Source organism: Pantoea sp. B65 (assembly GCF_047308185.1).
Taxonomy (GTDB): domain Bacteria; phylum Pseudomonadota; class Gammaproteobacteria; order Enterobacterales; family Enterobacteriaceae; genus Erwinia.
In genome coordinates, this window is sequence record NZ_JAHXPU010000017.1 from 182949 (window position 1) to 198913 (window position 15965).

General features: G+C 54.2%; 18 protein-coding genes. 12 read left to right on the top strand and 6 right to left on the bottom strand.

Features of this window, described 5'->3' with window-relative positions:
- The first annotated feature begins 145 nt into the window (after window positions 1-145).
- Window positions 146-679, top strand: a complete 534-nt coding sequence (locus JWF83_RS07775) for a GNAT family N-acetyltransferase (RefSeq protein ID WP_413649615.1) — start codon at window positions 146-148, stop codon at window positions 677-679.
- On the opposite strand, the gene JWF83_RS07780 is transcribed toward JWF83_RS07775, so the two are convergent.
- Window positions 676-1335: a CPBP family intramembrane glutamic endopeptidase gene (locus tag JWF83_RS07780; RefSeq protein ID WP_413649750.1), complete on the bottom strand. Its 660-nt coding sequence runs from the start codon at window positions 1333-1335 to the stop codon at window positions 676-678. The genes JWF83_RS07775 and JWF83_RS07780 overlap by 4 nt on opposite strands.
- Window positions 1336-1730: 395 nt before the next feature.
- Between JWF83_RS07780 and JWF83_RS07785 the strand changes: the two genes are divergently transcribed.
- Window positions 1731-2027, top strand: a complete 297-nt coding sequence (locus JWF83_RS07785) for an I78 family peptidase inhibitor (protein ID WP_413649616.1) — start codon at window positions 1731-1733, stop codon at window positions 2025-2027.
- 271 nt (window positions 2028-2298) lie between these two features.
- The gene (locus JWF83_RS07790) at window positions 2299-2853 is read left to right on the top strand and encodes a GNAT family N-acetyltransferase (RefSeq protein ID WP_413649617.1); all 555 of its coding nucleotides are present in this window, start codon (window positions 2299-2301) and stop codon (window positions 2851-2853) included.
- 40 nt (window positions 2854-2893) lie between these two features.
- Here JWF83_RS07790 and JWF83_RS07795 read toward each other — a convergent pair whose 3' ends face one another.
- Window positions 2894-3142: a biofilm development regulator YmgB/AriR family protein gene (locus tag JWF83_RS07795; RefSeq protein WP_413649618.1), complete on the bottom strand. Its 249-nt coding sequence runs from the start codon at window positions 3140-3142 to the stop codon at window positions 2894-2896.
- A gap of 193 nt (window positions 3143-3335) precedes the next feature.
- Window positions 3336-4007, bottom strand: a complete 672-nt coding sequence (locus tag JWF83_RS07800; protein ID WP_413649752.1) for a MarC family NAAT transporter — start codon at window positions 4005-4007, stop codon at window positions 3336-3338.
- 342 nt (window positions 4008-4349) lie between these two features.
- Between JWF83_RS07800 and cspA the strand changes: the two genes are divergently transcribed.
- Both cspA and JWF83_RS07810 read left to right on the top strand, forming a co-directional pair.
- Complete coding sequence (cspA, locus tag JWF83_RS07805) at window positions 4350-4562, top strand: RNA chaperone/antiterminator CspA (protein WP_052899568.1); 213 nt, start codon at window positions 4350-4352, stop codon at window positions 4560-4562.
- A 269-nt stretch (window positions 4563-4831) separates the two neighbouring features.
- On the top strand, window positions 4832-6034 hold the full coding sequence (locus JWF83_RS07810) for a multidrug efflux MFS transporter (protein WP_413649619.1): 1203 nt from the start codon (window positions 4832-4834) through the stop codon (window positions 6032-6034).
- A 98-nt stretch (window positions 6035-6132) separates the two neighbouring features.
- Here the strand turns inward: JWF83_RS07810 and JWF83_RS07815 are convergent, their stop codons facing one another.
- On the bottom strand, window positions 6133-9219 hold the full coding sequence (locus tag JWF83_RS07815) for a beta-galactosidase (RefSeq protein ID WP_413649753.1): 3087 nt from the start codon (window positions 9217-9219) through the stop codon (window positions 6133-6135).
- Between the two features lie 278 nt (window positions 9220-9497).
- Between JWF83_RS07815 and JWF83_RS07820 the strand changes: the two genes are divergently transcribed.
- From JWF83_RS07820 to JWF83_RS07830, 3 genes are all read left to right on the top strand, one after another.
- The gene (locus JWF83_RS07820; RefSeq protein ID WP_413649620.1) at window positions 9498-9674 is read left to right on the top strand and encodes a hypothetical protein; all 177 of its coding nucleotides are present in this window, start codon (window positions 9498-9500) and stop codon (window positions 9672-9674) included.
- Between the two features lie 255 nt (window positions 9675-9929).
- On the top strand, window positions 9930-10193 hold the full coding sequence (iraP, locus tag JWF83_RS07825; RefSeq protein ID WP_413649621.1) for an anti-adapter protein IraP: 264 nt from the start codon (window positions 9930-9932) through the stop codon (window positions 10191-10193).
- Window positions 10194-10492: 299 nt separating this feature from the next.
- The gene (locus JWF83_RS07830; protein ID WP_413649622.1) at window positions 10493-12016 is read left to right on the top strand and encodes an FAD-dependent oxidoreductase; all 1524 of its coding nucleotides are present in this window, start codon (window positions 10493-10495) and stop codon (window positions 12014-12016) included.
- A 35-nt stretch (window positions 12017-12051) separates the two neighbouring features.
- Here the strand turns inward: JWF83_RS07830 and proC are convergent, their stop codons facing one another.
- Complete coding sequence (gene proC, locus JWF83_RS07835; protein WP_413649754.1) at window positions 12052-12867, bottom strand: pyrroline-5-carboxylate reductase; 816 nt, start codon at window positions 12865-12867, stop codon at window positions 12052-12054.
- 111 nt (window positions 12868-12978) lie between these two features.
- On the opposite strand from proC, the gene JWF83_RS07840 reads away from it, so the two are divergent.
- Genes JWF83_RS07840 through JWF83_RS07850 form a run of 3 tightly spaced genes read left to right on the top strand, consistent with a single transcriptional unit; the run spans window position 12979 to window position 14395 of the window.
- A complete protein-coding gene (locus JWF83_RS07840) occupies window positions 12979-13488 on the top strand; it encodes a hypothetical protein (RefSeq protein ID WP_413649623.1) in 510 nt (169 codons plus the stop codon).
- Window positions 13489-13496: 8 nt separating this feature from the next.
- Window positions 13497-13940: a DUF421 domain-containing protein gene (locus JWF83_RS07845; RefSeq protein WP_413649624.1), complete on the top strand. Its 444-nt coding sequence runs from the start codon at window positions 13497-13499 to the stop codon at window positions 13938-13940.
- 11 nt (window positions 13941-13951) lie between these two features.
- Window positions 13952-14395 (top strand): YaiI/YqxD family protein, encoded by a 444-nt coding sequence (locus JWF83_RS07850; protein WP_413649625.1) that lies wholly within the window; start codon window positions 13952-13954, stop codon window positions 14393-14395.
- A 35-nt stretch (window positions 14396-14430) separates the two neighbouring features.
- On the opposite strand, the gene JWF83_RS07855 is transcribed toward JWF83_RS07850, so the two are convergent.
- Window positions 14431-15120, bottom strand: coding sequence for a DUF2076 domain-containing protein (locus tag JWF83_RS07855; protein ID WP_413649626.1), 690 nt, complete (start codon window positions 15118-15120; stop codon window positions 14431-14433).
- A gap of 306 nt (window positions 15121-15426) precedes the next feature.
- Here JWF83_RS07855 and aroL point away from each other — a divergent pair, with 306 nt between their 5' ends.
- A complete protein-coding gene (aroL, locus tag JWF83_RS07860) occupies window positions 15427-15951 on the top strand; it encodes a shikimate kinase AroL (protein WP_413649627.1) in 525 nt (174 codons plus the stop codon).
- Window positions 15952-15965 lie beyond the last annotated feature (14 nt).

Genomic DNA, 15965 nt, shown 5'->3' on the forward strand with positions numbered 1-15965 from the left:
GTTATGTATTTTTGTTCTAAGTAAATGAAATTGGTTATAAATCGTCAACAAATCGGCGGCTGAGATAATAACTGGCTGTCAGCGGTTCAATCTTAGCACTATTATTATTAGCAAATTTTCCGTCGCGAAATCAAAGGGATTACTTATGTCGTCAGCCATTACTCCCGTTATTATCACGCCAAATCTGCGTTTGCGTGCCTTTACTGCCGATGATTTTGCCGCCTGTCAGCGTTTGTGGGCCGGTGAGCAGGTAGCGGAAGCGCGACGGCTAAATGCGGAGCAGGTATGGAGCAAATTGTTACGTCATCTGGGGCACTGGCAGCTGATGGGCTATGGTTACTGGGCGCTGGAAGTACGGAGTAGCGGGCAATTTATTGGCAGTGTCGGACTGGCGTATAACCGGCGAGATCTGCCGGCGCATTACGCTGACCTTGTCGAGGCCGGCTGGACGTTACTGCCGGAAGCACAGGGCAAAGGCTATGCGACCGAGGCGGCGCGCGCGGTACTGGCCTGGGCCGACCAGCAGCTGCAGGCCGGGTTGTTCTGCATTATTGACCCGGATAATCTGCGTTCGCAGGCATTGGCGAAAAAGCTCGGTTTTCACTTTGCCGAAGTGGCGGCTTATGGCCATAAGGCGGTCTGGCTGTATCGGCGCGGCGAGTATCGTCAGCCGGATTAGCCATTCAGCAGCGTGGCATACAGCGCCGGCAACAGCGCCAGCAGGTTATTAACCATATGCAGAAAAATCGGCAGCTTCAGGCCGTTGGATTTCAGCCGCGCGTAGCACAGCAACATGGAAAATAGCGTTAACATCGCCAGGGTTTGCAGATGCACATATTGCGTATGCATGGCGGCAAACAGAATCGAGGTGAGAGTGACGCTGGCCAGCGGGCTTTTCGGCGCCCACAGCAGAAATCCCTGCAACATAAAGCCGCGAAACAGAATCTCCTCAAAAACCGGCCCCAGCGCCACGGCGGTAAACACCAGGATCAGCACCGCAGCACGGCTCTGATGTGACTGCTGCTCCAGCCAGGCTTCAGGCTGGAGTACCTGGCTTTGCAGCAAAAGCAGCAGCGCCAGCCCGGCGATAAACAGTAAGGTAGTGGTTAACCGCAGCGTACCCGGCGGAATATCATCGCGACGTGAACAGTAAAAACGATAAATCGGCCAGATCGCGGCAAACTCAAACAGGCAAACTACCGGTACCAGCAGGCCGTTGCTGCGCAGCGTCGCCGCATTTGGCAGCAATGTAATCAGCAGGGTTATCAGGTAGTAGATGACAAAGATGCCGACATAAAACAGCGTCAGCATGATCCGGTTGGTATTGGCGTTCATCATTTGCCCGCTTCAGATGAGTCAGGCAATACTATCAATCAGTTAGACAACTGTCGAGTCGACAAAGTGCGGAAACTGCGGGCCGGCAGACAGTGGACCAGATGATTACCCGGCCCGCACCGCGAAAAGCAGAGCAGAAGGTTTAACGCACACGGATAGCGATAAGCGTCATCAGCACGGCAAAGCAGATAAAGATGGTGAGTTCCATAATGTCCTCCTCAGATTTATCTCAGGAAATTATAGTCAATCACTGCTTAAATCTTAAGCGATTTGTGCCGCTCTGACACGAGTGAAAACCGCGGACGCGGTAGGGTGAAAAACCGTCCGCCAGGACAAAGTAATCTGCCGGTCTGAATGCTGACCTACAGTCAAAACAGGTCGAAGAGGAGTGAAATGTGAAATTGTATGCAAAAATTCTGCTGCCAGCCGCGATGTTTGCGCTGTCCGCCTGTAATAGCCCGTCCAGCCACAATAGCGCCGCGCAACCGGTTGATACTGAGAATGATCGCTGTGGCGCCGCACAGTACCAGAACTATATTGGCAAACCGCTCTCTTCGCTGGAGACGGTAAAATTTGCCACCCCGGTGCGCGCCATTCCGCACAACGGCGCGGTGACGATGGATTTTAATCTTAATCGTCTCAACTTCCAGGGGGATGTCAGCGGCAAAATAAGCCGCGTTTACTGCGGGTAAGCAGCGCAACGGGGGGATGCGCCGCGCCCGGGCGGTTTAGCATTAATCCGCGCCGGTTGTCATATTGCTGCAATGGCGTCAGGTTAGCTTAGCCCTTGCCCTGGAGAAGTGATCTCCTCGTCACCCCAAACAGGTAATGCTTGTCTTGTCATACCTTCCCGCCGTGTGCGGGATTTTTTTTGGCTTTTTTTTAACATCAGATCATTTGCTTAGTGCAATCGACTACGCTGTAGATGAATAATTAGCAGGAGTCATTAAACGGATAACAGAGATGATGCCTGAAACTAACCCAGCAATAACGGTCTCGCCTGCCAGCGCGACAATGCTTAGCTCCCTGAGTGCGCTTGATTATAGCTTTCGCGTCGATCAAGAGTTTGTCGCGGTTTTTGACTCCCCCGTCAGTCAGAATCTGAAGCCGGTTGAGATTTATGAAAAGCACTACTTCAACGATCCACAGCAGTTCAGTGGTTACGTCGATAGTATTGATAGCGCCCTGTTTATCGCCCGGCGCCAGCAGCAACTGCTGGGATATCTGGCGGTTAGCCGTAACTGGAATGGTCTGGCGCTGGTGGAAGATATTGCCGTCGATCGTCCTGCCCGTCAGGCGGGCTGTGGCCGCGCCCTGATGGATGCCGCCGTGCAGTGGGCGCGTGAGCAAAATCTCTCCGGGCTGGTACTGGAGACGCAATCCAATAACGTCGCCGCCTGCTTGTTTTACGAGAAATATGGTTTTGAACTGGCGGGCATTGACCGTGCCTTGTACCGCGCGCTCAATCCGCAGCGCAATGAAATTGCGCTGTTCTGGTATTTATGGCTGACGGTCTGAGGGTTCATTTAAAGCACACAGGGGTGACATGGCAGAATAGCTACTCCGGCTTCTCATCCATCAGTTGCGCCAGCACATTGCGATAGCCCTGTAACAACGTCTCATCCACTTCATGTTCCAGCTTGCTGATCACACTGGCAATAATCGCTTTGCTGGTGGCGGGTTTACCGGACTGCATCAGCTCAGTCATCACCGCTGCCAGCAATTCCGCCTCGCGCGGGGCGTGCCAGGCCGGGCTATTAAAATATTCGGTGATCTCGCGGCCTGCGCCACGGGTATATGCTCGCATGATAAACCTCCGAAAAAGCGCCATCGGCCACACACCGGTAAGCCGGTGAGATCATAAACAGGACACATATGATTGCGATCCGGGCAACCAGAACAGTTAACCCGCCACTTGCCAGAAGTTAAACAGGTGGAGATTTTTTAAACATAGAACGCGGCTGAAGGGTTGTCAGTAACAGAATGAAATATTTTTTACGCTAAGGGTGTGTATAAGTGGTAACTACCTCTAAAACCCCATTAATAATAAATTGCACCCCCATGCACACCAGTAAGAATCCCATCAATCGGGAGATTGCTTCGATGCCGCCTTTGCCGACCAGACGCATAATGCCGCCTGAGCTGCGCAGGCTGATCCACAGAATGACACTGACGGCGATAAACGTCAGTACCGGCGCCACGGTGAGCACCCAGGGGGAGAACTCAGTGCTGTTACGGATGGTGGCGGCGGAACTGATGATCATTGCAATGGTTCCGGGGCCGGCGGTACTCGGCATCGCCAGCGGCACGAAGGCAATATTCACCCCTTTATGATCATTCAGCTCATCCTGCTTATGCTCTGCCTCCACCGACTGACCGGCAGGTTGCTGCGGAAACAGCATGCGGAAGCCGATAAAAGCGACGATCAACCCACCGGCAATCCGCAGGCCCGGAATCGAGATACCGAACGTATCCATCACCAGGTTACCGGCGTAATAGGCGACAGCCATAATAATAAAAACATACAGCGAGGCATCACGCGCTTGTCTGTTGCGTTCGCGGAAGCTCATTTCCCCCGCCAGCCCTAAAAACAGCGCCACCGTGGTTAACGGGTTAGCCAGCGGCAACAACACTACCAGGCCAAGTCCAATCGCCTTAAACAGTTCCAGCATGCTGATATCCTTAACGGGTAGGGGGTGGCGCGCCATCAGAGTAAAATCTTTCCTGGTCCAGTATTGCAACGCTATGCGGCTAACGCCAGTCAGAATGTGTCGGCGATCGAGGAATAGCGCAAGGGGGAAAAATAAACCTTGCATCTCTCTGGCCCCTATGAGTAAATGCGACGTCGGTTTGTTAAGCAGAGCCGAATATGCGAGCAGTTTTAGTAAAGCAGTCTTCAGTTCAAGCGTTATCTTAGATATCTCTTCTTCCTGACTCCTTCCTGAGTGCCTCATAAATTCTGTAGACAAACCATTTCGCCCAATGTGGCTTGTAATTGAATGAAGGATAGACAAATGTCTAACAAAATGACTGGTTTAGTAAAATGGTTCAACGCTGAGAAAGGCTTCGGTTTTATTTCTCCAACCGACGGCAGCAAAGATGTATTCGTACATTTCTCTGCAATCCAGAACAACGGCTTTAAGACCCTCGAAGAAGGTCAGAAAGTTGAATTCTCTATCGAGAATGGCCAGAAAGGCCCTGCAGCTGCTAACGTAACTGCTATCTAAGCGAACTTATCGCGGTTGAAGGTCAGGTTTAACCGCCTGGTGTTCAGCCACGACACGCTACATAAAACCCGCCTTGTGCGGGTTTTTTGCGTTTTAAGCATAAAGATAATGCCATTCGGCGGCAGACAGTGTGGCAGGGCGTCAGCAGGAGGCGGTTTTAGCTGAAAAACCTGAACTTTCCCCGCTGCCAAGATTTGCCACTCATCATATTTATCAACTTGATAGACTTGGCGCTCAGCTATGTATTTTGAGGCCACGCGCACTTCGCTATGGAATCCTGGAAGGTAAATCTTATTTCAGTCTGGTTCGGTTGTTTTTTTACCGGGCTGGCAATCAGTCAAATTCTGCCGTTTCTTCCTCTCTATATTCAACAGCTTGGTGTTGAATCCCATAGTGCTTTAACTCTCTGGTCCGGATTAACTTTCAGCGTCACCTTTATGGTTTCGGCGGTGGTTTCACCGATGTGGGGCAGCCTGGCCGATCGTAAAGGCCGTAAGCTGATGCTGCTACGCGCCTCTTTTGGCATGGGGGTGGTGATCCTGATGCAGGCGTTTGTCACCCATGTCTGGCAGCTGTTTCTGCTGCGCGCCCTGATGGGGCTGACCTCCGGTTATATTCCTAACGCCATGGCGCTGGTGGCTTCCCAGGTACCACGCGAGCGCAGCGGCTGGGCATTAAGTACCGTGGCGACCGGGCAGATATCAGGCGTGATTGCCGGCCCGATGCTCGGTGGTTTGCTGGCGGACTGGGTTGGCTTACGCAGCGTGTTCCTGCTGACCTCCGCTTTGCTGATGGTCAGTTTTTTAATCACGCTGTTTCTGATTAAAGAGACCGGCCACAAAGCGGTGAAAAAAGAGGACAAACTCAGCGGTAGCGCGGTATTACACACGCTGAATAATCCGGCGCTGGTAATCACCCTGTTTTTTACCACGCTGGTCATTCAGTTAAGTAACTCTTCCATCAGTCCGATTCTGACGCTGTTTGTGCGCGACCTGGCGCCGGATGTGCAAAATATTGCCTTTCTCAGTGGCTTTATTGCGGCGATCCCCGGCGTCTCGGCACTGATATCGGCGCCCGTACTGGGTAAGCTTGGCGATCGTATTGGCTCGGAACGGGTATTAATCGCCACCCTGTGTCTGTCAATTGTGCTGTTTGTCGCCATGGGGTTTGTGCACAATGCAGCGCAACTGGGGATATTGCGTTTTATGCTCGGTTTTGCCGACGGCGCGATGATGCCAGCGGTACAGACCCTGTTGCTGCGTCACTCCAGCGACCAGGTGACCGGACGTATCTTCGGTTATAACCAGTCTTTTATGTATCTCGGCAATGTCGTCGGACCATTGATTGGGGCAGGCGTTTCGGCGTTTGCTGGTTTCCGCTGGGTATTTATCGTTACGGCGCTGGTGTTGCTGGTGAATACCTGGCAGTTGCGGCGTCTGTACCGGCAGCACAATGCGCGTGCCGCCGCGTAGAAAAAAGCGTGGCAGGAGTCTTGCCAGTAATCTGGCAAGACCGGGTGACCTGCGCTAGCGCTAATCGTACCGGGTGGCGGTTAACCACTCTCCCCGCATCAGCGCTGACGCAGGGTAAAACGGTAGTGGTACTGTCGTTCGGTCAGTAAAAAATCCTCATTGACGCTGGGGCTCCAGGAGTCGTCACCGCCCACGCCCATATGAAAACCATCCACTGTCAGCCAGCAGCCAGCTTCTTCGCGTAATAAATGGCGATGACTGGTATCGCGCAGCTGTTCCATACTGTAACGGCTAAGTGAGAAATGGAAATCGCCGTTTAGCTGCAGCCTGCCGATATCCAGCTGGCGCGTGCCGCCGCGCAGACCATTGTCGCTGGGGAAAACGTACGGGGTATGCAATGCATCCAGCGCCAGGTTCCAGCGTGAGAATTGTGCCGCGCTGCGCCGATCCGGGTAGTTCTCATGGGGGCCCAGCCCCAGCCAGCTGATTGTCGGCGTCACTTCCGCCAGCTGGCAGCGCACCCCGATACGTGCCGGAGCAGGTACCCCGGCGGCGATCTCTACCGCGACTTCAATGGTCATTTCGCCTTGCGCATTCACCTCGTAGCGCTTGCGACTGAGGAACCGCGTTTGCTGCTGGTATTGCCAGGCGTGCAGCGTTTCGACCACCACCGACGCCTGCAATTTGTCGGCCTTAAACTGCAGGGTGACCGCTTCCAGCTGATACAGTCCGGCGCGTTTCCAGCGCTCTACCCAGGCATTCGGATCGATACGGGTGGTTTCACTGATGCCGATATCATTATCCAGCGGCGCGCGCACAAACAGATCGCGCAGCGGTGACAGTAAGCCGGCGCGATCCTGCTGCAGCCACTGAATCAGTTCGCCGCTGCGACGGGAAAATTGCCAGCGCTGCTGACCATGCCCAATCTCAATCAGATCGGCATCAGCGGTCAGGGTCGGGGCCTCACCGGCGCTGACTTCCGGCGGTAGCGCCAGACTGGCGGGCAGACGCCACTGCGCCCAGGCGACGCGATGATTTTCCGCCGACCATGCGGTCGCCTGCGGTTGCACCACCTCAAGATTCAGCCATAGCTCTCCGCTTACGGCAGGCTGCGCCTCCAGCTCAATACGCTGACTACCCTGCGGCGCCAGCGCCAGCGGCAGGGCGCCACTGGCAATTACTGCGCCATCCTGTTCAATGCGCCAGCGCAGCTGTTCGTTGTCGCTGTGGCGGAACAGGTATTCACTGCTGATGGTGAATGCCAGCGGATTGGCGGCATCGGCGCTGAACTGGAAAAACTGCTGCGCATGCTGCGCTTCATACAGCGACGGATGCGGCGTGCGGTCGGCAAACACCAGACCGTTCATACAGAACTGACGGTCATTCGGTTTATCACCAAAATCGCCGCCGTAAGCCTGCCAGCGACGGCCATCAGCATCCTGTCTGGTCAGGCTCTGATCGACCCAGTCCCAGACAAAGCCGCCCTGTAAACGCGGAAACTGGCGAAACGCCTGCCAGTAGCGGTCAAAACCACCAAAACTGTTGCCCATCGCGTGGGCGTATTCGCACAGGATCAGCGGTCGGGTTTCTCCCGGCATGCCGATCCATTTTTTGATCGACCATTTGGGTACCGCCGGGAACGGCTGATCCTGATCGACGCGGGCATACATCGGGCAGATAATATCGGTGGCGTCGCTATTGGCACCGCCGCCTTCATATTGCACCGGACGCGTCGGATCGTTGCTTTTCACCCAGCGATACAGCGCGTCATGGCTGCTGCCGTGCCCCGATTCATTACCCAGCGACCAGATAATTATACAGGCGTGATTGCGGTCGCGTTGCACCATGCGGGTAACGCGTTCGCTAAAGGCATTAAACCAGAGCGGATCATCAGACAGACGGTTCATCGGCTGCATGCCGTGGGTTTCTATATTGGCTTCATCCACCACGTAGAGACCGTAGCGATCGCATAACCGGTACCACAGCGGATGATTCGGATAGTGGGAGCAGCGCACCGCATTAAAGTTATGCTGCTTCATTAGCTGAATATCGCGCACCATGGTGGCTTCATCCATCACCTGGCCATGTTCCGGGTGATGCTCATGGCGGTTGGTGCCACGGATCAGCAATGCTTTGCCATTCAGTTTTAATAATCCCTGCTCAATGGTGACCTGGCGGAAGCCAACATCAAAGGCCTCCGCCTCGATCAGGGTTCCGGCGCGATCAAGCAGTGAAATCACCGCACGATACAGATGCGGGGTTTCGGCGCTCCACAGCAGCGGCTGCGCCACCTGCAGGTTAACGGTAGTGCGATCGATATAGTGGCCGCGTTCGTCGATGGTCTCACTGCCAAAAGGCTGTTGCTGACTGGCGACCGACTGATTGCCACGCCAGAGCTCGATCTTCACCTGATAATCAGCGCTATTGTCCGCCGTGACGCTGGCGACGACTTTTGCCTGTAGCCGCGCCGAACTGAATTCCGGGCTGAGATGGGTTTCCAGCTGAATATCGCTGAGCTGGACCGGTGGTTTATGCAGTAGGGTAACATCGCGGAAAATACCGCTCATGCGCCACATATCCTGGTCTTCAAGATAGCTGCCATCACACCAGCGCAACACCATCACTGCCAGACGGTTATTGCCTGGCTGCAGAAAATCGCTGAGGTCGAATTCAGCCGGCAGGCGACTGTCCTGGGAATAACCGACCCAGTTGCCGTTACACCACAGATAAAAAGCCGAATTGACGCCATCAAAAATAATCCGCGTTTGTCCGGCGTGCAGCCAGTCGGGGTCAACGGCGAATGTGAGCGAGTAGCATCCGGTTGGATTGTGCTCCGGCACTCGCGGGGGCGTGACCGGAATCGGATACTGCACATTGGTATATATCGGGCTGTCATAACCGGCGAGCTGCCAGTTTGACGGAACCTGGATACTGTCGCTCTGAGCCAGATCCTGCAGTAACCAGCTTTGCGGCACCGCTTCCGGCTGGGAAAAATAGCTAAAATGCCAGCTGCCATTCAGACTTTGACGGCGGCCGGATGGCAGGTCGTCACGCGCCTGCTGCGCATCGCGCCAGCTAAAAAAGGCGGGATGAGCGGGCAGGCGATTAAGTTGGGTGGTGCCTGGCTGTTCCCAGTCGCGCCGTGCAATGATCTCTGACAGTGTGTGAATGGCTTCTGTTTTCATCATTAACTCTCATTGAATGTTATGCGCTCACATTGCCCGTAATTATCCCAACAGTAAAGAGGAACGCGGTGATTCCGCGACGGCGATCGCGTTCCGAACGACGGGGATTATCTGACGGTAACCGGCGGTTGCTGCAGTCTGGTCACTGGATTCCGACAGGAAAGTGTTAAGTGTGGTTACGTCCGGTAAATTGCGGCCTGAAGCAGAGTATTCCGCATTGTCGGGCGATATTCCTGCGCATACACTCGGCTCGAAATCGTCACACTGAGGTTCTATTTATGGGTCGTATTATTAAGCTGGTCACAATTGTGGCGCTGGTAACAGCATTGAGTGGTTGTCTGTTCCCGATGTGGGGACCGGGCGGCGGCGGCGGTGGTGGACACGGCGGTGGTGGTGGTGGTTGGGGCGGCGGCGGCGGTGGTCCGCGCGGTGGTTTTATGGATGGCCCACACTAAGCCTGTCAGTTCCCCCCTTGCTAACAAAAGGGGGGGTTTGTATTTTGGCGATGCAATAATAATCATTCAGATTAAGTTTGTTCGCGCTGTTATTGTTCTATCCTGCCGGTTGCCGCCAGCAAATAAACAGAGAAACGTTTCGCCCCTGTTTATCGCTATCTTCTGTGGTTAAACTACGAAAATATAACCTGAAAAGCACTACCATTTTATTTATCTCAATGTTAACGTTCTGCTTTAACTTGCTGAGACATTCGCATGAAAAATCTCATTGCTGAATTATTGTTAAAGCTCGCTGCCAAAGAAGAAGAGTCGAAAGAGTTAACTGCTCAGGTTGAAGCGTTAGAAATAGTTGTCACCGCCATGCTGCGTAAAATGGAGGAGTCGCAGCGCCTGGAGCTAAATGCCGGCATTGAGGTTGCGATGCGCAAAGCGGCAGAAGATGCAGCCACCAGCACCCAGGAAGATGCCTCATTATTACAGGGCTATATCCAAAGACTTCTCACTTATCCCCGTTATTAAATCTGCCGAATGGTCGGTGTAAGCTTTGGCCTGCGGCCGACATTTGATGACTTAGCGCAATAATGAGATCTGGATTGCGCAGTCGGTGACGACCTGATTAATATTTGTTTAAGCTTTTAAACTGAGGATTAAACAACAGGTTATCCAGCAGTTTTTATCCGCGCATTGCCAACCTCACTTATCCTGCCAGGCTTAAATCTATTCCTGTAAAAGATATGGGTTTAAACGCGACCGGCTGGCAGCGGCCTTATTAATTGTTTACGCCATGCCAGTTGCAATTAAAAACAGGAGGCATTGTCGTGAGCTATCAAAATGTACTGGTACTGCAGGATCTGCCGCAGATGAAACCGCTTAAAGCCGCCGTAGGTGACACCGATGTGTTGCTGATCCGCAACGGCGAATCGGTGTCTGCCTGGCAGGCTACCTGTCCACACGCTGGCGCGCCGCTTGAGCAAGGGGCGATTTGTGACCAGCAGCTGATCTGTCCGTGGCATAAAGCGGTATTTAACCTGAGTGACGGCACCCTGTCCGATCCGCTGGCGCTCAGCCATTTGCAGCGCTATCCGTTACGGATTGAAAATGGCATGGTCCAGGTCGATCCGCACCCTCTGGCGGCGAGCCGGCAGAGTGCTAGCCGCGAGGAAACACCGGTATTTGTGATTCTGGGCAGTGGCGCGGCAGGCAGTGCGGCAGCGTGGACGCTACGTGATGAGGGATTTAACGGTAAGCTGATTCTGGTCGATCGCGAAAATCAGGCGCCCTATGATCGGACGGCGTTAAGCAAATTTGTCCCCGCCGGCAAGATGGAAATCAGCGAAGTTCCTGCGCTACTGGATGAGGATTTCCTCGGCCAGGTGACACGTGTTGAGGGGGATGTTGAACGCCTTGACAGCCGTGAGCAGTGTTTACACTTTGCCGATGGCTCGACGCTGCACTTCGATAAGTTACTGATTGCCAGCGGCGGGGTGCCGCAACGCCCGGATATCGCCGGTAAAGCATTGTTTGGCGTGCATGTGTTACGTAGCATTGAGCAGGCTGACAGCCTGCTCAGGGAAGTGGATAGCCGTCAGCAACTGGTGATTATCGGTAATAGTTTTATCGGTATGGAGCTGGCTTCGGCGCTGCGCGCCCGCAAGATTGCGGTACAGGTGATCGCCCGTCATCCACTGCCGTTTAAACAGCAATTTGGCGAGCAGATCGCCACCTTTTTTCGTCAGTTGCATGAAGAGAATGGCGTTCGCTTTATTGAGGATGAAGTGGCGACGTTGCAGGGTGAACAGCATGTCAGCGGCGTTATGCTGAAGAGTGGCAAGGTGATACCCGCGGATGTGGTGCTGTTTGCTACCGGTATTGCGCCCGCCGCCGGTTTTATTCACGATATCGCGCTGCTGGAAGATGGCAGCCTGCAAACCGACGCGCAGTTACAGGTGGCGCAGAATATCTGGGCGGCAGGCGACATTGCCACTTATCCGACCCGCGACGGTAAGCTGCGCATTGAGCACTATCGTGTGGCGCATCAGCAGGGGCGGATCGCGGCGCAGAATATGCTGGGCGCGCAGCAGGTTTATGATCGGGTGCCGTTTTTCTGGACGGCGCATTTTGGCAAGCGTTATGAATATCTGGGCCATGCCAGCGAATGGGATCAATTTGAACTACTCGGCTCGTTAGCGGAAAAGAAATTTATCGCCTTCTATGGTCAGCAGGGAAAACTGGCGGCGGTGGCTTCCTGCGGGATGTACACCCTGACGGCGCTGCTGATAAAGCGTATGCAGCAGCCGATGACTCTACAACAGGCTCTCAGCCTGGCCAGAGAATATCAGTAAGCAACGCGGGGCGGAGCTGCCTCCGCCCCGGGCAGTCAGGGCTTTTTGCTCAGTGCGGCCGACTTGGCCATACACTGACTAATGGCTTCGATCACCGCTGCCCGGAAGCCTTTCTCTTCGAGAACTTTTACCGCTTCAATGGTCGTGCCGCCGGGCGAGCAGACCATATCTTTCAGTTCGCCCGGATGCCTGCCGGTTTCCAGCACCATCTGCGCCGAACCTTTCACCGCCTGAGCGGCAAACTGATACGCCTGCGCCCGTGGCATACCACCGAGAACGGCCGCATCGGCCATCGCTTCAATAAACATAAACACGTAGGCGGGGGCGGAGCCGCTGACGCCGACGACCGCGTGGATCAGATATTCATCTACCACAGCGGCTTTGCCAAAACTGTTGAAAATCGCGACGACTTCGTCGGTTTCCTGCCGGGTGACCAGCGCGTTAGGGGTGACGGAAGTCATCCCCTCATTGACCAGCGCCGGCGTGTTAGGCATCACCCGGACAATTTTACGGTCGTGGCCGAGAGCCACCGCCAGCGCATCCAGCGTCACGCCAGCGGCGATAGAAACCACCAGCGTCTCTTTATTCAGGCTACCCGCTACCTCTTTCAATACTTTCAGGATCACGTTCGGCTTAACTGCGCCAAACAGAATATCAGCCTGCCTGGCGACCTCTTCAGCGCTCTGCGCCGGGGTGATGCCATACTGCTGTTGCATCGCCTGATTGGTTGCGGGTTTACGATCAAATACCCAGATATTCTCAGGCTTTATCGCGCCACCGGCCACCAGGCCGCCAATGATGGCTTTAGACATGTTGCCGCAGCCGATAAAGCCTATCTTTTTCTCCAGCATCTCATTTCCTTCATACATTTAGTTTTCGCTGTCGACTAGCTTACGACATTCTCCACCTTAATCCAGCTTCAGCTACGCTTAAAGCCATCCGACCCGCGAAGATAAATAATCATGCAAAAACACGAAGATGAGAGCCGTAGCTATCCGGTTCAGGAAAATATGCGCTGGCAGCGTATTGAATGGCGCATTCAGTATGTCGGTTATCTGGTGCTGGCAGTGATAGTCATTCTTGGCGCCTGTGGGCTGTTTTCGAAAGGGGTGCTGAGCAGTCGTCAGCAGCTCTCCGACGACGGCAATTTACGCGTGGAGTATGAGCGCTTTGGTCGCAGCGACAGCGATATGAATATGACGTTACGGGTTAAGCATCTGCCTGGGGAGCGCTTTACCCTGACGATCGGTGGCGAGGAGATGGATAATTTCCAGATCCAGAGTTTACAGCCGCAGCCGTTAACGGCGCGCAGTGAGAATAACCGGCTGATCCTGACCTATGCCATAAGTAACCAACAAGCCGGGGCGACGGTCTGGCTGGGTATGCAGCCGCAGACTTTTGGTCGCTATCCGGTCACGGTTACGCTGAATAACGACACCCGCGTGCAGTTCACGCAGTGGGTTTATCCTTAGGAGTGATCATGGAAACAGTATTACGGGCTGCCAGTATGTATCTGGTGCTAATGGTGGTGCTGAAAATCGCCGGACGGCGGACGTTGCTGGAGATGACATCGTTTGATCTGATTCTGCTATTGATTATCAGTGAGGCCACACAGCAGGCGCTACTGGGTAATGATTTTTCGGTAACCGGCGCCAGCCTGACGATTGTTACCCTGGTGGTGATAGATATTCTGTTCGGTATGCTGAAGTCCTGGATGCCGCGACTGGAGTTATTGATCGATGGCGGCTCACTGATTTTGGTGGAGAACGGTAAACTACTGCCGAAACGGGCGCGTCAGGCGGGCATCAGTGAGGAAGATATTCTGTTATCGGCCCGTACCAGCCAGGGACTGGAGCGCCTGGATCAGATAAAATTTGCCATTCTGGAAAAGAACGGCAAGATCTCCATCATTCCCCAATCCTGACAGGAAATGTTATGCCAATCTGGGTGGACGCCGATGCATGTCCAAAAGTGATTAAAGAGGTGCTGTATCGCGCCGCCGATCGTGCGCAGGTGGAGATTACTTTTGTGGCGAATCAACCACTGAACGTACCGCCGTCGCGTTTTTTACGCACCTTGCAGGTTCCTGCCGGTTTTGATGTGGCGGATAATGAAATTGTCCGACGCGCCGCAAAGGGCGATCTGGTGGTGACCGCCGATATCCCGCTGGCGGCGGAAGTGATGGAGAAGGGGGCGATCGCGCTGAATCCGCGTGGGGAGCGCTACAGTAATGCTACCATTCGTGAGCGCCTGACGATGCGCGATTTTATGGATACTATGCGTTCCAGCGGCATCCAGACCGGCGGGCCATCGACATTAAATCAGCGGGATCGGCAGCAGTTTGCCAATGAGCTGGATAAATGGTTGTTAAAGGGATAAACGCCATAGGGGCGGCATTAATGCCGCCCGTGCCATCAGACAAAACTGTCATCATCGCCAAAGTCGTTATCATCAAAACCATCATTGCCGAAGTCGCTATTATCATTGGCATAATCCTGCGATACACCGGCATTCTGATTAAGAAACGACTCTTGTCCACCCTGATTAAAGGTGTCGAGACTGGTATCGATCGCTTCCGGCATTGCCGGTTCATTGATGATATTAACAATCTCTTCCGGCTGCGAGTGACGGAACATGCTGGTTAGCATATCGGCCATTACCACCCCGCCCGCCACGCCGACGGCGGTTTGTAAGGCGCCGCCGAGGAAGCCGGTACCGCGCGCCGCCGCAGGCGGTGGGTTATACGCGGCTTGCGGCTGCGCTGGCGCGCTGTTCCAGGCGGATGGTGTCGGCTGCTGCACCGGCTGCGACTGGCGATTGCCGCCGCCAAACAGACTGGAAAGAAAACCACCGCTACTTTGCTGAGGTTGCTGCTGCTGTTGCGCCAGACGGCTTTCCAGCTCATTCACGCGTTCATTAAGCTTCTTCATCGCCGCTTCCTGAATCAGGATCGCCTGCGCCATATAATAGGTTGCGCCGGGCTGCTGTTGCAGATGGCTGGCAATCAGTTTCTCAGCGGCGGCATCGCGCGGCCCTGACTGGGATTCGGCCTGCTTCAGTCGGCTAAACAGATTCTCAATCAGTTGTTGTTCTTCATTCTGCATGGTAAACCTCCGTAAACAGGGAACAACCTCATTGTGGCAATCGCGGCAGGAAAGTAAATCAGCGTCGGGTAAGTAAATGTTGCCAGCAAAAAAACGGCTAATCAGCAAAGCCATGCACAAAACGTGCATGGCTTCTTTATTGATAATCAGTTGGTTAGCTGGAATGTTTACGTTACAGTTCGTAAAAATGACTTTACATCTGGCTCGCGGGAAAAATTGTCGGTATGATGCGACGCAAAGTTGAGCTGTTTTACCCGTGTTGGCGAGCATGTTGCCCCTGACAATGTGGCTGAGGATTTACCATTTATGTCATTACCCATCTATCTGATCGGTGCCCGCGGATGCGGAAAAACAACCATTGGACGGGCGTTATCCCTGGCACTGGACTATGCCTTTAGCGATACCGATCATTTTCTGCAGCAAACCACGCAACAAACGGTTGCCGATATTGTTGCGGCAGAAGGATGGGACGGCTTTCGTCGGCGTGAAAGCCAGGCATTGATGGCGGTCACCGCCCCTGCAACGGTGATCGCGACCGGCGGCGGCATGGTGCTGGCGGAAGATAATCGTCGCTTTATGCGCGAACAGGGCCAGGTGGTGTATCTGAAGGCTGAACCTGAAGTGCTGGCGGCCCGTTTGTCCGCCTATCCGCAAGCGGATCAGCGCCCGACGCTGACCGGACGCCCGATTGCCGATGAGATGGTGGAAGTGCTGTCACAGCGCGATAAACTGTATCATCAGGCGGCACACCATGTGATCAATGCCATGCAAACCCCTGATCAGGTTGTCCGGCAACTGCTGCAGGCGTTGTCTCTGGCGCGCGCCAGCTAGATTCTTTCTCCTGC

Excerpts from the sequence above, each read along its gene's own strand:
- JWF83_RS07775 (WP_413649615.1), top strand. The coding sequence starts at position 146 with ATGTCGTCAGCCATTACTCCCGTTATTATCACGCCAAATCTGCGTTTG.
- JWF83_RS07780 (WP_413649750.1), bottom strand. The coding sequence starts at position 1,335 with ATGAACGCCAATACCAACCGGATCATGCTGACGCTGTTTTATGTCGGC.
- JWF83_RS07790 (WP_413649617.1), top strand. The coding sequence starts at position 2,299 with ATGATGCCTGAAACTAACCCAGCAATAACGGTCTCGCCTGCCAGCGCG.
- JWF83_RS07795 (WP_413649618.1), bottom strand. The coding sequence starts at position 3,142 with ATGCGAGCATATACCCGTGGCGCAGGCCGCGAGATCACCGAATATTTT.
- JWF83_RS07800 (WP_413649752.1), bottom strand. The coding sequence starts at position 4,007 with ATGCTGGAACTGTTTAAGGCGATTGGACTTGGCCTGGTAGTGTTGTTG.
- cspA (WP_052899568.1), top strand. The coding sequence starts at position 4,350 with ATGTCTAACAAAATGACTGGTTTAGTAAAATGGTTCAACGCTGAGAAA.
- JWF83_RS07810 (WP_413649619.1), top strand. The coding sequence starts at position 4,832 with ATGGAATCCTGGAAGGTAAATCTTATTTCAGTCTGGTTCGGTTGTTTT.
- JWF83_RS07815 (WP_413649753.1), bottom strand. The coding sequence starts at position 9,219 with ATGAAAACAGAAGCCATTCACACACTGTCAGAGATCATTGCACGGCGC.
- JWF83_RS07820 (WP_413649620.1), top strand. The coding sequence starts at position 9,498 with ATGGGTCGTATTATTAAGCTGGTCACAATTGTGGCGCTGGTAACAGCA.
- iraP (WP_413649621.1), top strand. The coding sequence starts at position 9,930 with ATGAAAAATCTCATTGCTGAATTATTGTTAAAGCTCGCTGCCAAAGAA.
- proC (WP_413649754.1), bottom strand. The coding sequence starts at position 12,867 with ATGCTGGAGAAAAAGATAGGCTTTATCGGCTGCGGCAACATGTCTAAA.
- JWF83_RS07840 (WP_413649623.1), top strand. The coding sequence starts at position 12,979 with ATGCAAAAACACGAAGATGAGAGCCGTAGCTATCCGGTTCAGGAAAAT.
- JWF83_RS07845 (WP_413649624.1), top strand. The coding sequence starts at position 13,497 with ATGGAAACAGTATTACGGGCTGCCAGTATGTATCTGGTGCTAATGGTG.
- JWF83_RS07850 (WP_413649625.1), top strand. The coding sequence starts at position 13,952 with ATGCCAATCTGGGTGGACGCCGATGCATGTCCAAAAGTGATTAAAGAG.
- JWF83_RS07855 (WP_413649626.1), bottom strand. The coding sequence starts at position 15,120 with ATGCAGAATGAAGAACAACAACTGATTGAGAATCTGTTTAGCCGACTG.
- aroL (WP_413649627.1), top strand. The coding sequence starts at position 15,427 with ATGTCATTACCCATCTATCTGATCGGTGCCCGCGGATGCGGAAAAACA.